The sequence below is a fragment of the Bacteroidota bacterium genome (assembly GCA_013696965.1).
GTDB lineage: Bacteria > Bacteroidota > Bacteroidia > JACCXN01 > JACCXN01 > JACCXN01.
Window position 1 is genome coordinate 77,684 of sequence record JACCXN010000004.1, and the last position, 15,025, is coordinate 92,708.

General features: G+C 35.6%; 10 protein-coding genes. 7 read left to right on the forward strand and 3 right to left on the reverse strand.

The window, feature by feature from the left end:
• Positions 1 to 64: 64 nt before the first annotated feature.
• Both H0V01_00605 and H0V01_00610 read left to right on the forward strand, forming a co-directional pair.
• Positions 65 to 3,106, forward strand: coding sequence for an amidohydrolase family protein (locus H0V01_00605; GenBank protein MBA2581864.1), 3,042 nt, complete (start codon positions 65 to 67; stop codon positions 3,104 to 3,106).
• A 133-nt stretch (positions 3,107 to 3,239) separates the two neighbouring features.
• The gene (locus H0V01_00610; protein MBA2581865.1) at positions 3,240 to 4,508 is read left to right on the forward strand and encodes an amidohydrolase family protein; all 1,269 of its coding nucleotides are present in this window, start codon (positions 3,240 to 3,242) and stop codon (positions 4,506 to 4,508) included.
• A gap of 150 nt (positions 4,509 to 4,658) precedes the next feature.
• On the opposite strand, the gene H0V01_00615 is transcribed toward H0V01_00610, so the two are convergent.
• The gene (locus H0V01_00615; protein MBA2581866.1) at positions 4,659 to 5,276 is read right to left on the reverse strand and encodes a NifU family protein; all 618 of its coding nucleotides are present in this window, start codon (positions 5,274 to 5,276) and stop codon (positions 4,659 to 4,661) included.
• A gap of 128 nt (positions 5,277 to 5,404) precedes the next feature.
• On the opposite strand from H0V01_00615, the gene nadB reads away from it, so the two are divergent.
• Together nadB and H0V01_00625 are read left to right on the forward strand one after the other, a co-directional pair.
• Positions 5,405 to 6,985: an L-aspartate oxidase gene (gene nadB, locus H0V01_00620; protein MBA2581867.1), complete on the forward strand. Its 1,581-nt coding sequence runs from the start codon at positions 5,405 to 5,407 to the stop codon at positions 6,983 to 6,985.
• Positions 6,982 to 7,551 (forward strand): CPBP family intramembrane metalloprotease, encoded by a 570-nt coding sequence (locus H0V01_00625; GenBank protein ID MBA2581868.1) that lies wholly within the window; start codon positions 6,982 to 6,984, stop codon positions 7,549 to 7,551. The genes nadB and H0V01_00625 overlap by 4 nt, the downstream gene beginning before the upstream one ends.
• Before the next feature lie 127 nt (positions 7,552 to 7,678).
• Here the strand turns inward: H0V01_00625 and H0V01_00630 are convergent, their stop codons facing one another.
• The gene (locus H0V01_00630) at positions 7,679 to 8,257 is read right to left on the reverse strand and encodes a hypothetical protein (GenBank protein ID MBA2581869.1); all 579 of its coding nucleotides are present in this window, start codon (positions 8,255 to 8,257) and stop codon (positions 7,679 to 7,681) included.
• 303 nt (positions 8,258 to 8,560) lie between these two features.
• Between H0V01_00630 and H0V01_00635 the strand changes: the two genes are divergently transcribed.
• The 3 genes from H0V01_00635 to H0V01_00645 all read left to right on the forward strand — a co-directional run bounded on the left by H0V01_00635 (position 8,561) and on the right by H0V01_00645 (position 11,623).
• Positions 8,561 to 8,887, forward strand: a complete 327-nt coding sequence (locus tag H0V01_00635) for a hypothetical protein (protein MBA2581870.1) — start codon at positions 8,561 to 8,563, stop codon at positions 8,885 to 8,887.
• An 86-nt stretch (positions 8,888 to 8,973) separates the two neighbouring features.
• Positions 8,974 to 11,184 carry a TonB-dependent receptor gene (locus H0V01_00640; GenBank protein ID MBA2581871.1) on the forward strand — a complete coding sequence of 737 codons (2,211 nt, stop codon included), beginning with the start codon at positions 8,974 to 8,976 and terminating at the stop codon, positions 11,182 to 11,184.
• Positions 11,185 to 11,269: 85 nt separating this feature from the next.
• The gene (locus tag H0V01_00645; protein MBA2581872.1) at positions 11,270 to 11,623 is read left to right on the forward strand and encodes a heavy-metal-associated domain-containing protein; all 354 of its coding nucleotides are present in this window, start codon (positions 11,270 to 11,272) and stop codon (positions 11,621 to 11,623) included.
• Between the two features lie 651 nt (positions 11,624 to 12,274).
• Here the strand turns inward: H0V01_00645 and H0V01_00650 are convergent.
• Positions 12,275 to 15,025: gliding motility-associated C-terminal domain-containing protein (locus H0V01_00650; GenBank protein MBA2581873.1), on the reverse strand; the 2,751-nt coding region annotated here is incomplete at its 5' end.

Genomic DNA, 15,025 nt, shown 5'->3' on the forward strand with positions numbered 1-15,025 from the left:
CTTTAAATACTTTGCGCTAATAAGATATGTATAAATACTACGTTATTTTATAAATTTTAATTCCATGAAAAATATTTTTCTTGCCTTAATTATCCTCTTTTCTTTTACAAACGCTTTTTCGCAGGAAACTTTTCCAGTTAACGGGGTAAAGGATAAAAGAGATTTAATTATGTATGCCTTTACCAATGCAACTATTGTATCAGATTATAAAACCATATTATCAAATGCTACTTTACTGATTCAGGATGGAATTATTGTGGCATCAGGAGCAAAAGTGGCTATTCCCAAAGGGGCTGTGATTGTTGACTTAAAGGGGAAATTTATTTACCCTTCATTTATTGATATTTACAGTAATTATGGTGTTCCTTTAGTAAGGAGCAATGAAAGAAGCGGACATAGAGAAGGCCCACAAATTGAAAGCAGTCAAAAAGGACCATACAATTGGAACGAGGCAATAAAGCCTGGAAAAAAGGCCACATTAATGTTTAAGAGCGATCTGAAAGAAGCACAAGAAATGCGCATTTTAGGTTTTGGTTCTGTTCTTACACACCAAGCTGATGGTATTTCCCGAGGCACATCTTCCCTGGTTTCTCTGGCTGATGATTCTGAGAATGTAACAACTCTTGCAGGCGAAGCCGCTGCTCACTATTCTTTCAGTAAAGGAAAATCATCACAGGATTATCCTTCTTCCCTTATGGGTTCAATTGCTTTGTTAAAACAAACTTTTTTAGATGCCCAGTGGTATAAATCACTTGCTTCAAACAAAGAATACAATACATCCCTGGAGGAGTGGAATAAGACTCAGAATCTTCCTCAAATATTTGAAGCTACAGATAAATTAACTGTTTTAAGGGCTGATAAATTAGGAGATGAGTTTAAAGTGCAGTATATAATCAAAACTTCAGGGGATGAGTATCAAAGAATTGAGGATGTAAAAGCAACCAATGCCGCTTTAATAGTGCCACTTAACTTTCCTAGTGCTTATGATGTGGAAGATCCTTTTGATGCAAGAATTGTTTCTATTGAAGATCTTAAGCATTGGGAAATGGCTCCTGCCAATGCAGGCATTTTGGAACAACAGGAAATTGATTTTGCCCTAACACTTGCCGATTTAAAAGACAAAAAGGATTTTTCGAAAAATTTACTTAAAGCTATTAAATATGGCATGAGTAAGCAAAAAGCGCTTCAGGCTTTAACAGAAACTCCCGCGCGGTTATTAAAAATGGAGCACAAAATTGGAGCTTTAAGGCCAGGAATGATTGCAAATTTTATTATTACCTCTGACACTCTTTTTACAGAAAAAAATATTCTTTATGAAAACTGGGTTCAGGGAAAACAATATAAAATACAAGACATTGCACTTGAAGATATTCGGGGGGAATATAGTTTAAATATTGGAAAAGAATTAATTTACAAACTGAAGATTTCAGGAGAAAACCTGCAACCAAAAGCAGAAATTATTTATGCCGACACAACCAACAAGCCTAAAGTTGATATACAGCGAACAGGGGAGTTAATTACAATTAGTTTTAATACAGAGGATAAAAAAGCAAAGGAAAGTATAAGACTAAGTGGTAAAATTAATTTCAAGAGTGCCATATGGGATGGAAAGGGACAATTAGCTGATGGAACCTGGGTAAATTGGTCTGCGGTTAAAAAAGGAAATTTTGACCCTGCTAATAAAAAAGATACTACTGATAAGAAGCCTGTTGAAATTGGCAAAGTAAGTTACCCATTTACCGCCTACGGATGGAATGTATTACCAGAGGCCAAAACTTACCTGATAAAAAACGCAACTGTTTGGACGAATGAAAAAGACGGTATTTTAAATAGCGATGTACTTATTAAAAATGGCAAAATAGCAGGGATAGGTGCAAATTTAGATACAACAGCAGCAATAATTATAGATGGAAAAGGCAAGCATCTTACACCAGGGTTTATTGATGAACATTCCCATATTGCAATAAGTAAGGGCGTAAATGAAGGTACACAGGCTGTAACCAGTGAAGTAAGTATTGCAGATGTGGTAAACTCTGAGGATGTAAATATTTACAGGCAGCTCTCGGGAGGCGTTACAGCTTCACAATTGTTGCATGGTTCAGCTAATCCAATAGGAGGGCAATCAGCCTTAATTAAACTTAGGTGGGGAATGGCTCCTGAGAAAATGAAAATAAATGGGGCGGATGGTTTTATAAAATTTGCTCTTGGAGAAAATGTAAAACAAGCAAATTGGGGTGATTCTCATCATGTTCGTTTTCCTCAAACAAGGATGGGCGTAGAACAAGTGTTTTATGATGCTTTTAGTCGGGCTAAAGAATATGAACAGGAATGGAAATCTTTTAATGATCAAAAACCAAAAGCAAAAGAAAAAGCAAATTTTCCAAGACGCGACCTGGAATTGGAAGCACTTGTTGAAATACTCAATAAAAAGCGCTTTATTAGCTGTCACTCCTATGTTCAGTCTGAAATAAGCATGCTAATGCATGTTGCCGACTCTATGGGATTTAAGATTAATACTTTTACACATATTTTAGAGGGATATAAATTAGCAGATAAAATGAAAGCGCATGGGGCCGGAGGTTCTACTTTTTCTGACTGGTGGGCTTACAAATATGAGGTAAATGATGCAATTCCTTATAACGCAGCTATAATGAATAAAATGGGAATTGTAACAGCCATTAATTCAGATGATGCGGAAATGGGAAGAAGATTAAATCATGAAGCTGCTAAAACTGTTAAATATGGAGGAGTTTCAGAGGAGGATGCTTTAAAAATGATAACTCTAAATCCCGCAAAACTTCTTCATCTTGATGACAAAATGGGCAGCATTAAAACGGGCAAGGATGCTGATCTTGTTTTATGGTCTGACAATCCGCTTTCTGTTTATGCTAAGGCAGAAAAAACTTTTGTGGATGGGATCCTGTTTTTTGATAGAAGCCATGATCTTGTTTTAAGGGAGGAAATGAAAAAGGAAAGATCAAGAATTATTAATAAAATGCTTCAGGCAAAAAAGGATGGTGAAAAAACACAAAAACCAGAAATAAAAAAACAAATAATTTACCATTGTGAAACACTTCATGACTCTGAAGAAGGTCATGAGCATTGAATAAAAAATGTTGAGAGGGCATTCCCTTAACTTTGAAAAAACTAAAAAAATGAGCTATTTTAATTCTAAGTTGCAAATGCATATTCCATATAAGTTATTTATTTTCTCTCTTTGGGTCCTTATTTCATCGGATATGTTAGCCCAGGGAGTTCCGGCATCGCCGGCTTTGGCCCAAAACAAAAGTATTTTGCTTAAAGGTGGGATTGTTCATACCGGAACAGGCCAGGTAATTCAAAATGGGGCGGTAGCTTTTACTTTAGGCAAAATAACCCAGGTAACAAACCTTGATATTCATAAGGTTAATGAGGGTGAATATGATGAGGTTATTGATGTTTCCGGAAAACATATTTACCCTGGTTTTATTGCTCCTAATTCTACTCTTGGCCTACGTGAGGTAGATGCGATAAGACCTACAAGGGATTTTAGTGAAACAGGCACATTTAATCCTAATGTCCGCTCAATAATAGCTTATAATTCTGAATCGCGCATAATTCCTACTCTTAAAAACAACGGAGTACTTTTAGCCCAAATAACTCCCCGTTATGGTCTTGTAACTGGCACTTCATCCATTGTTGAACTAGATGGATGGGATTGGGAAGATGCACTGTATAAAGAAAATGATGGTGTTCATTTAAACTGGCCCAATATGTTCTCAACAAAAGGATGGTGGGCAGAACCAGGACCAACAGAAAAGAGTACCGAATATGAAAAAAAAGTAAATGAACTTAAAGCATTCTTTAGTGATGCTAAAGCATATAGCGAAGTAGATATGCCAAAACAAAAAAACCTGAAATTAGAGGCAATGCGAGGTCTTTTTAACGGCCAGCAAAAGTTATATATTAATGCTGATTATGTAAAAGAGATTATGCAAGCTATAAACTTTGCAAGGGGCTTGGGAATTAAAAACATGGTAATTATAGGAGGTTCAGATTCCTGGTTGATTCCTGAAATGCTTAAAGAAAATAATGTTTCAGTAATTGTTACAAGACTACATTCCTTGCCTGTGCGTCCGGAAGATGATGTTGATCAACCTTATAAACTTCCTTTTCTTTTGCAACAGGCAGATATTTTGTATTGCCTGAATTATGAAGGAGATATGGAAGTAATGGGTACAAGAAACATTGGTTTTACTGCCGGTACTGCGGTTGCTTATGGCTTAACCAAAGAGCAGGCATTAATGGCAATAACTTTGAATACAGCAAAAATACTTGGAATTGATAAAACAACAGGATCCATAGAAATTGGTAAAGATGCAAGCATTTTTGTTTCCACAGGCGATGCCCTTGATATGCGCACCAATAATGTTGAATTTGCTTTTATCAGAGGGAAAAAACAGGATCTGGATGATCATCAGAAACAACTTTACAAGAAATTTTCTGCCAAATATAATGTTGAGAAATAACCATCAACAGGGGTAATTGTTAATGCCAGCAAAACTTAATCACTATTTTGTTTTGATTTTCAATACAAGGTTTTTTTCTTTGCGCTCTTTGCGTGAGCAATAACTTTGCGCCTTTGCGTGAACAATTTAAAACCCACCTCAAGGGGCAAATTAAAGTGCTTCGGCAACAACTTCCTGAACCTCGGGAATCATTCTTTTTAACAAGCCTTCAATTCCGGCTTTTAATGTCATGGAAGAAGAAGGACAGCCACTGCAAGAACCTTTCAAAGTAAGGGTAACTAAGCCCTCCTGATAGGATTTAAAATAAATTGCCCCACCATCCTGTTCAACTGCCGGACGAATGTATTCTTCAAGTAAGTCAATTATTCTGGCTTCTGTTTCATTTGTTGGTTCAACATGAGTAACTCCATGGTCTAAAGGATTCACATTACTGTTTTCATTCTCTTGTTGCTGGGGTAATTCATTGATTACCTCATTGCCATCGTTAAGGTATTGCTGGATATATTCTCTTAGTTCCAAAGTAATATCATTCCAGGATACAGCATCACTTTTTAAAACTGTAACGAAATTCCCTGTAATAAAAACACCCGTTACAAAAGGGAAATTAAAAAGTGCAAGTGCAAGTGGGGATCCTTTTGCCTGAGTCCTGTTTTTATATTCAACCGTATTCCCATTGCCAATTAACAACCTGTTACAAACAAATTTCATTGCAAGGGGATTTGGAGTGCCTTCGGCATATATAATTGCTGGTGTTTTTCTAGTTTCCATAATATTTAAACGATTAAGGGATTGTATTTATTGATTGCAAAAGTACCAAAAATAAGAACAGTCAATATTATTTTATAGAACAACGTTGCTTATTAATACCTTTGTTATATAAATGAAGGAGGCATTGAATGCAAAAACAAACAGACTTTTTAATTATAGGCTCGGGAATAGCAGGTTTAAGCTATGCCTTAAAAGTTGCAGAACATGGCAAGGTTACCATTCTAACCAAATCAAACCCTGAAGAATCAAATACGAAATACGCACAAGGAGGTATTGCTGTTGTTACCAACCAAACCGACAATATTGAAAAACATATTCAGGACACTGTAATTTGTGGCGATGGTTTGTGTACTGAATCTGTAGTAAGGATGGTAGTTTCACAGGCTACAGACCGTTTAAAAGAATTAATAGAATGGGGAACCAATTTTGACAAAACTACTGCCGGAGATTATGACCTTGCAAAAGAAGGCGGACATTCAGAAAATCGCATTCTACATCATAAAGATATTACAGGGCATGAAATTGAAAGGGCCTTACTTGAAAAGATTAATTCCCATCCAAACATTGAGATTCTTGATCATTATTATGCTTTAGAAATACTTACACAGCATCATTTAGGTGAATATATAAACAGTTCCAGCAAAAACATAAGCTGCTACGGAGTGTATGTTTTAAATTTAAAGACTACCGAGGTTGAACTTTTTTTAGCAAAAACAACGCTAATGGCAACAGGCGGCGCTGGCCATGTTTATCAAACAACAACAAATCCATTAATTGCAACAGGTGATGGCGTGGCTATGGTTTACCGTGCTAAAGGAAAGGTAGAGAACATGGAGTTTTTCCAGTTTCATCCAACTGCACTTTATAACCCGGGTGAAAATCCTTCCTTTTTAATAACTGAAGCAATGCGCGGGCATGGAGGAGTTTTAAAAACCAAAAACGGAAAGGTATTTATGCACAAATACGATAAGCGAAAATCTCTTGCTCCCCGTGATATTGTTGCCCGTGCAATAGATAATGAATTAAAGGTGAGGGGTGAAGATTTTGTTTACCTGGATTGTACATCCATTTCAAAAGAGGAATTGTTAAGCCATTTTCCAAATATTTATAAAAAATGCAAGAAAATGGGAATTGACATCTGTAAAGATTTTATTCCCGTAGTACCTGCAGCACATTATATGTGTGGAGGAATTAAAGTGGATCAAAACGGAAATACGAGCATAAAAAATTTGTTTGCAGTGGGTGAATGCGCCTCTACAGGCTTACATGGGGCCAACAGGCTTGCTTCAAACTCGCTGCTTGAAGCTATTGTATATGCTCACAATGCAGCCCTTTCTGCAATTGACCAGATGAAAAACACCACTATTTGTAAGGGTATTCAGGCTTGGAATACAGAGGGAACGGCAAATCCAGAAGAAATGGTGCTTATTACTCAAAGTCTGAAAGAATTAAAGGCCATTATGACCAATTATGTTGGCATTGTACGTTCCGATTTAAGGCTTAAAAGAGCCTTTGACCGCTTGCTGATTTTGCACAATGAAACAGAGGCATTGTATCAAAGAACTACGCTTTCATTAAACCTTTGCGAACTTCGAAACATGATAAAAGTGGGATATATAATTATTAAAACTGCAATGCAAAGAAAAGAAAGTGTTGGATTGCATTACAATATTGATTACCCAAGAAATTTAACCACAAAATCAGAATGAATAAAACTGTCCTTTTGTTAGGATTTGGCACAGTGCTTATTTTCGGGCTAAGTGGTATTTTTGTTATTGAATATTTTCAACAAAAAGATTTTGTTTCATTATTGTTAAAGGGTTGGAATATACCCCTTCAGTTATTAACAGGAATTTTGTTTGGTTTTATGATTGCTGAAATTGCCTGGTTTATTATTAACCGGGATTTTTTTATAAAAGAAAGAGCCTTTTACAAGGGATTAATTTCCAAACTTAATCTGAATTTTACCCAAATTCTTTTTATTTCTTTTTGTGCGGGAATTGGTGAAGAAATATTTTTTCGTGCAGCCATTCAACCATTTTTAGGCATTTTACTAACTAGCGTTATTTTTGTTGCCTTGCATGGTTATCTTAATCCCATTAACTGGAGAATCAGTATTTATGGGTCATTTATGGTACTAACAATGGTTGGTTTTGGTTACTTGTTCAAATATACCGGACTTTTTACGGTTATGGCTGCACATACCGTTTTTGATATTGTTTTGCTTAAAAAATTAGGCAATAACAAAGAAACTGTTGAATCGACTAATACTTAAATGTAAATGCTATTTTTTAGATTTCGCGCACAAAGACAACGAAGAAATCGTTCCCGAATTTAACGATTTTCTTATCTACAGCGTCTCTCTTGCTTAGGCTTTAAGGCCTTTTGACTTGTTCGTTTAATCAAATATTTTCTGTTTGAATTCCACCTTCACTTAAATCTACTACTTCGCCATTTTTTCGCAATTTCACTTTATACCTATTACTTTGTCTTAAAGGATATTTCAGGGAAAGAACTAAGGTAATAAGTAACCCAATCATAAATACGCCTCCCATATAGCCAAAAACAGCAAAAGCTTCTTTGGCTTCATTTCGTCCCATTTCCGGGCCAAATATTCCTGCAAAAAGCCATAAAAAAGGGTAAAGAAAACCACCTATTGCAATAAAAAAGGCAGAAACATTTTTAATGTTTTTTGGGGCAGAAAGGATGGATAAAAACAATAAAACAGCAAGACTTATTGATCCAATTCCCGTTGCATGAAAATGAAAACGTTGATAATACCTCCAGTTTTTCTCTTTTTCCGATTTAATGTAGTTTGATTTTTCTATATCATTGCTCATCTGAGAAATAACCGTATTTCTCTCTAGACCCTTTTCTATTTTGTTTTTAAAATATTCTTCATTGGCACCAAATAAAATAGCAATAAAAACACCAACTATTATGGTTAAAAGTGCAATTGAGAAAGGTGTTTTTTGTAGCATTGTTGAGTTTTTGTTTTTATTGGTTTTAAGCACTTTAAAAGTGTAAAGATAAACACCTTTACGCTGTTAATTATTGAATTTTAAATAATTTTTGTGCTTTTTTATTGAAATCCATAATGTCCGGTAAAAAAGAAAAGATGCTTAAAAGGTTATTCCTTTTTTAAAATCTCAATTTGCTTACTTGCTAATTAGCTCAAAATAGACTACTTTTGAAGAATAATGTCACTCGTTTTCAAAAATACGGCCTTTATTTTACTTGCAGTTTTCCTGCTATTGTCAAGCATTGGAGTATCTATAAACAAAATGATTTGTTTATCAGGAAACAAAACCACCTATTCTTTATTGGAAAAAAAATCTTGTTTTCCGATTGATGAAGACGAAAAAAAAACAGATTCAGATACATTTGATGCACGTTGCTGCGATTTTGTTTCTGGTTATGTCCATGTGGACCTTTTATCTTTTGAAGATCCATTAAAGCTTAAAGTTTCTCAAATTTTAATTGTTTTTGGTTTCGCGAAACAATTTCCTTTTGAATTGATCAATCCTGTCTTAACTCAGGGTTATACAGAAACTCCGCCATTAGCTTATGGCATCACTCTGCTTAAGTTTATAGGTATTTTCCGTATCTGATTTTTATTTTGAAAAACAGTAATTCAGGCTACTAATAAGCCTAATTATTCCCAGACCAAAATTTTCAAAATTTAAAATCATAAAACATGAAATTATTCTATTCAATAATACTCACTTTTGTTTTCATAATTCCTGCTTATACTCAAGGCGTACAAGGCATTGTTTATGAAAACAAAAACGGAAAAAACCTTCCTCTCCCGGGGGTAAATATTTTTTGGTTAAACACATATACAGGTACCGTAAGCAATCCTGATGGCACTTTTGAAGTAAACAATCCAGAGCGTTTTCCGGCAAAATTAATCGTAAGTTTTGTCGGGTTTAAAACCGATACTGTTGTTGTGGATAATCCTACCAGAATTACTGTTATTATGAAAAACTCAGTTGATTTAAAAGTTGTAGAAATTTCCGAAAGAATACAATCTACAAGCATTTCTTCCATGACATCAATTAATGTTGAAACAATTTCTTCGAAAGAGTTGCTCAAAGCGGCTTGTTGCAACCTTGCAGAAAGTTTTGAAACAAATGCTTCGGTGGATGTAAGTTATACAGATGCAGTTTCTGGAGCAAGGCAAATTCAAATGCTTGGTCTTGATGGCACTTATACTCAAATAATGACAGAAAACATTCCAGCCATCCGTGGACTAACTTCTTCATCTGGCCTTGGTTTTATCCCGGGAACATGGATTGAATCAATACAAGTAACAAAGGGTACAGGTTCTGTTATAAATGGATATGAGTCTTTAACCGGGGCAATCAATGTTGAATTTCAAAAACCTCTGGAAGCAGATCGGGTATTTGTTAATACATACGCAAACCACCGGGGCAGGTATGAATTAAATGTACATTTAGCTCATAAATTAAATGATAATTGGTCTACTCTTTTATTCACTCATGGTAGCACAGTAAACCAACGATTAGACCAGGATAAAAATGGTTTTCTGGATACCCCTTTGCTAAAACAAGTTAATGTTTTTAATCGCTGGCAATATACAGGGAAAGAAAAAAAAGTTTTTGCACAATTTGGTGTAAAAGCTCTTGCAGAAGAAAGAACAGCAGGACAAGTGTTTTTTAACCCTAAAACAGATTATGGAACCCAAAATGCATATGGAATAGGAATAGAAAGCAGGCAATTCGAAGCTTTCTCAAAAACAGGACTCAATTCTCAAGCCCGGCCTTTTAGAAGCCTTGGTTTAATAAGTAATTTCAAACATTATAAACAGGAATCCTTTTTTGGATTAAGAAATTACTCTGGCGAACAAAACACCGTTTATCTTAACCTAATATACCAGGATTTCATATATACAACGGATCATAAAATCAAGACTGGGCTTTCCTTTTTATCTGATAATTATTCTGAATCATACAACGACAGTGCCTTTTCAAGACAGGAGCAAGTACCAGGGGTTTTTGCTGAATACAATTACGATATAGAAAACAAGTATTCAATTCTTGCTGGAATAAGAGGGGACTATCACAGTATGTATGGTGTTTTTCCAACTCCCCGGCTTCACATTAAGTACCATTTTATGCCTAAAACATATTTCCGTTTATCCGCAGGGAGAGGATTCAGAGTTGCCAACATCTTTTCTGAAAACTCAGCAATAATGGCTAGTTCAAGAAGTATTCATGTAGGGGAAAACTTGCTTCCCGAAATTGGATGGAGCTATGGGGCTTCCTTTACTCATCACTTCAGTATTGTAAAAAAAGCAATTACCTGGAATACTGATTTCTTTCGCACTGATTTTATTAATCAAATTGTTGTTGATTACGACAGGAATATAAATCAAATACTTTTTTATAACCTTCAGGGTAAAAGTTATTCGAATAGTTTTCAAACAGAATTGATTATTGAGGCAATAGAAAACTTGGAGTTTAAAAGCGCATATAAATGGTATGACGTAAAAACAACTTACAATGAAGAATTACTTTCTAAGCCTTTGGTTTCAGGACATCGCGTACTATTAAATGCAACCTATTATTCCAAGTTTGACAAGTGGAAATTTGATGCTACAGCAAAATGGTACGGCAGTACCAGGATTCCAGGAGAACACTCATCCAACACTGAATTCCATTTGCCGGAACGCTCTCAATCATACTGGATTTTCCTGGCCCAGATTACGCGAAGCTTTAAAAAAATGGATATTTATTTGGGAGGAGAAAACTTATCGAATTTTATGCAACATAATCCAATAATTGCCCCTCAAGATCCTTTCGGTCCAGACTTTGATGCTTCCCTTGTATGGGGACCATTAATGGGAAGGGTTATTTATGCAGGCATCAGGGTTAAGATAAAATAAGAAAAATAAGGGGAAATTTACCTTGATAATGAATCCAAAATTAAAACAACTAGTATAAATTACACAAAATTAAAAACTTAAAACTATGAAAACACCAAAAATTATAATTCTAGCAGCATTAATTGTTTTTTCATTTACCACTAATGCTCAAGACAAGAAAAAAACAGAAGAAATAACCATTAAAACATCTGTAGTTTGTAACATGTGCAAATACAATGTTGAAAAAGCCATGGCTTATGAAAAAGGAGTTAAAAAATCAAACGTGAAAGTGCAGGAACAAACTGTTACAATTCTATTTGATCCCAAAAAAACATCTCCGGAAAAAATAAAAAAAGCAATTACGATGGCTGGTTATGATGCAGATGAAATGTTAGCCGATCCGAAAGCCTACGAAAAATTAGATGCTTGTTGCAAAAAAGATAATGAAGTGCATGAATAATTGAACCTAATCCTGAAATTTAAAAAGGAACCATTAAAATAGTGTAGTTCCTTTTCAATTGGTATTGAGAAAAATTATCTTTTGATTCTTATAAATAAAGTATGTGTTTCAAACCTTCAATATCTTGTTTTTCCTTAACAATACAACTGATTTACCAAGTTTTACCATTTTTCAAGCAGACTATTACAATACTTGTAAATGGTAAAGGGTTTAAATTTATAGCGAGGATAAGAATAAAAGCACCAAATATGGAAGAAATATTTTTTGCATTACCACAACACGAAGAATCTTGAAACTCCTTATTAACTTTTAAATTTATGCTGCTAATAAAGCATCACATCAATATTTTAGTCAAAAATTCAATCAAAATAAATGAAATTAAATTCAATTAAACATTAAATAAAAAAGGAGCTACACTATATTAGGCCACTGAAAAAGCTAACCCCGAAGGGGGTGACAGGATTACAGAAAATAACAACAATTAAAACCAAAACCCCGAAGGGGTGTTATAAAAATAAACAATCAATAATTTCACCCCTCCGGGGTTGAACTGGAATTAAAAATATTAATCTATAATTGTATCATCCCTTCGGGATTAGCTTTTTCAGTGGCCTCACACTATGCAGTTCCCATTTTTGTAAGTAAAAATCTTTATCGAATAAGAGTTACTGTTCCGGTATGTTCATAAGGCTTACCATCTAGCCCTTCTGCTTTTATCATTACAAAATAAGCTCCATCTGCAGTCTCTTTTCCAGATACTTTTCCGTCCCAGCCAACATTATAGTCATCAGAAACAAATACTAATTTTCCCCACCTATTGTAAATTGAACAGCTGTAACTCTTTAAGCCTCTGCTTTTTACTTTAAACATGTCATTTTTACCATCTCCATTCGGAGAAAATACGTTAGGGATTTCTAAAAATGAATCACTTTCAACTAATATGCTTATGCTAAAAGTATCCGGACAATTTGCAAGACTACTGTAGGCTATAAGTATTACCTCATAGCTTCCACCTTCTGTATAGGTATAACTTGTGTCTTTTTGAGTTGAACTTATTCCTGTTCCAAAATGCCAGATATAATTATTTGCAAAAAAAGATTGATTTAAAAAGTTTACATTATGTGGAGTAATTCCAGTTAATGGAGTAGCAGTAAACAAAGCATCTGCATAATCAATTGTCGCTGTTGTTTGTGAGGCGGCACTTTCACAACCATTTACAATAACCGAAAGATAATAACTCCCTACATTCTGAGCGCTTAAATTGTTTATTAATGGATTTTGCTGGCTGGATGTAAAACCATTTGGCCCTGTCCAACTATAGGTTGCATTTGTAATAGTTTCTGCATTAAGTTGTAGACTAGTTCCCGCGCATTGTGGATTATTAGCTTGAACTACTGGAGCAGCTGAAGGAGGATTAATAACGACATTAGTGGTGGCAGGAGAGCTGGTACAACCGTTTATTGTTAAGGTTGCTGAATAGATCCCTGCATGGCCAAACAAATAAACATTGTTTATTTGTGGGTCATTTCCTGGTATTGGAGCACCTGATGGATTTGTCCAGTTAACAGTTCCATTAGTTACTCCCGATATTAAATTTAAAGTTCCTCCCGAACAAATTGGTGAGTTAGATGTTGGACTTGGAGGCAATGGTAAGGCTTGAATAGTAACTATTACAGGTTCAATGTCTGTACAACCAGATGCTGAAGATTGTATATAATAAGTGCCACTTACACTTACAGCATTTGGGGATGTTAAGCTTGTTGTTGCTCCAGCATCCGTCCAATAAGTTAAAGTTCCTGAGCCTGTGCTTCCTGAAGTTGCTGATGCTGCAGTTATATCTACCGTTGCTGGGGAACAAACTGCCGCAGGATTTGTAATTGAAAGTACTGGCGTGGTATTAATCACAACAGTAACAGGTTCAATGTCCGTACAACCAGATGAAGAAGATTGTATATAATAAGTGCCACTTGCACTAACTGCACTTGGGGATGTTAAGCTTGTTGTTGCACCAGCATCTGTCCAATAGGTTAATGTTCCTCCACCTGCGCTGCCAGCCGTTACTGAAGCATTAGTTAAATCAATAGTAGATGGTGAACATACAGCAAGTGGATTTGTAATTGAAAGTACTGGTGTGGTATTAATGATAACAGTAACAGGTTCAATGTCTGTACAACCTGATGCTGAAGATTGTATATAATAAGTGCCGCTTGCACTTACAGCATTTGGGGATGTTAAGCTTGTGGTTGCTCCAGCATCTGTCCAATAAGTTAATGTTCCTGCGCCTGTACTTCCTGAAGTTACTGTTGTTGCAGTTATATCTACCGTTGCTGGAGAACAAACTGCCGGAGGATTTGTAATTGAAAGTACTGGTGTGGTATTAATCACAACAGTAACAGGTTCAATGTCAGTACAACCTGATGCTGAAGATTGTATATAATAAGTGCCACTTACACTTACAGCATTTGGGGATGTTAAGCTTGTTGTTGCTCCAGCATCTGTCCAATAAGTTAAGGCTCCTACGCCTGTACTTCCTGAAGTTACTGATGCTGCAGTTATATCTACCGTTGCTGGAGAACAAACTGCCGGAGGATTTGTAATTGAAAGTACAGGGGATGGATTAATAGTAACAGTAACAGGTTGAATGTCTGAACAACTTGATACTGAAGATTGTATATAATAGGTACCGCTTGCACTAACCGCACCGGGTGATGTTAAAACTGTTGTTGCACTGGAATTTGTCCAATAGCTTAGTGTTCCTCCACCTGTGCTGCCAGCCGTTACTGAAGAGGTAGTCAAATCAACAGTAGAGGGTGAACATACAGCAAGTGGATTTGTAATTGAAAGTACAGGTGTGGTATTAATGATAACAGTAACTGGTTCAATGTCTGTACAACCAGATGCTGAAGATTGTATATAATAAGTGCCGCTTGCACTTACAGCATTTGGGGATGTTAAGCTTGTGGTTGCACCAGCATTTGTCCAATAAGTTAAGGTTCCTGCGCCTGTACTTCCTGAAGTTACTGATGCTGCAGTTATATCTACAGTTGCTGGTGAACAAACTCCCGGAGGATTTGTAATTGAAAGTACAGGGGATGGGTTAATAGTAACAGTAACTGGTTCAATGTCTGTACAACCAGATGCTGAAGATTGTATATAATAAGTGCCGCTTGCACTTACAGCATTTGCGGATGTTAAACTTGTAGTTGCACCAGCATCTGTCCAATAAGTTAAGGTTCCTGCGCCTGTGCTTCCTGAAGTTACTGAAGCATTAGTTAAATCAACAGTAGATGGTGAACATACAGCAAGTGGATTTGTAATTGAAAGTACTGGTGTGGTATTAATGATAACAGTAACTGGTTCAATGTCAGTACAACCAGATGCTGAAGATTGTATATAATAAGT

Bases quoted from the DNA above. Each gene is read 5' to 3' on its own strand.
- H0V01_00605 (MBA2581864.1), top strand. From the start codon at position 65: ATGAAAAATATTTTTCTTGCCTTAATTATCCTCTTTTCTTTTACAAAC.
- H0V01_00610 (MBA2581865.1), top strand. From the start codon at position 3,240: ATGTTAGCCCAGGGAGTTCCGGCATCGCCGGCTTTGGCCCAAAACAAA.
- H0V01_00615 (MBA2581866.1), bottom strand. From the start codon at position 5,276: ATGGAAACTAGAAAAACACCAGCAATTATATATGCCGAAGGCACTCCA.
- nadB (MBA2581867.1), top strand. From the start codon at position 5,405: ATGCAAAAACAAACAGACTTTTTAATTATAGGCTCGGGAATAGCAGGT.
- H0V01_00625 (MBA2581868.1), top strand. From the start codon at position 6,982: ATGAATAAAACTGTCCTTTTGTTAGGATTTGGCACAGTGCTTATTTTC.
- H0V01_00630 (MBA2581869.1), bottom strand. From the start codon at position 8,257: ATGCTACAAAAAACACCTTTCTCAATTGCACTTTTAACCATAATAGTT.
- H0V01_00635 (MBA2581870.1), top strand. From the start codon at position 8,561: ATGATTTGTTTATCAGGAAACAAAACCACCTATTCTTTATTGGAAAAA.
- H0V01_00640 (MBA2581871.1), top strand. From the start codon at position 8,974: ATGAAATTATTCTATTCAATAATACTCACTTTTGTTTTCATAATTCCT.
- H0V01_00645 (MBA2581872.1), top strand. From the start codon at position 11,270: ATGAAAACACCAAAAATTATAATTCTAGCAGCATTAATTGTTTTTTCA.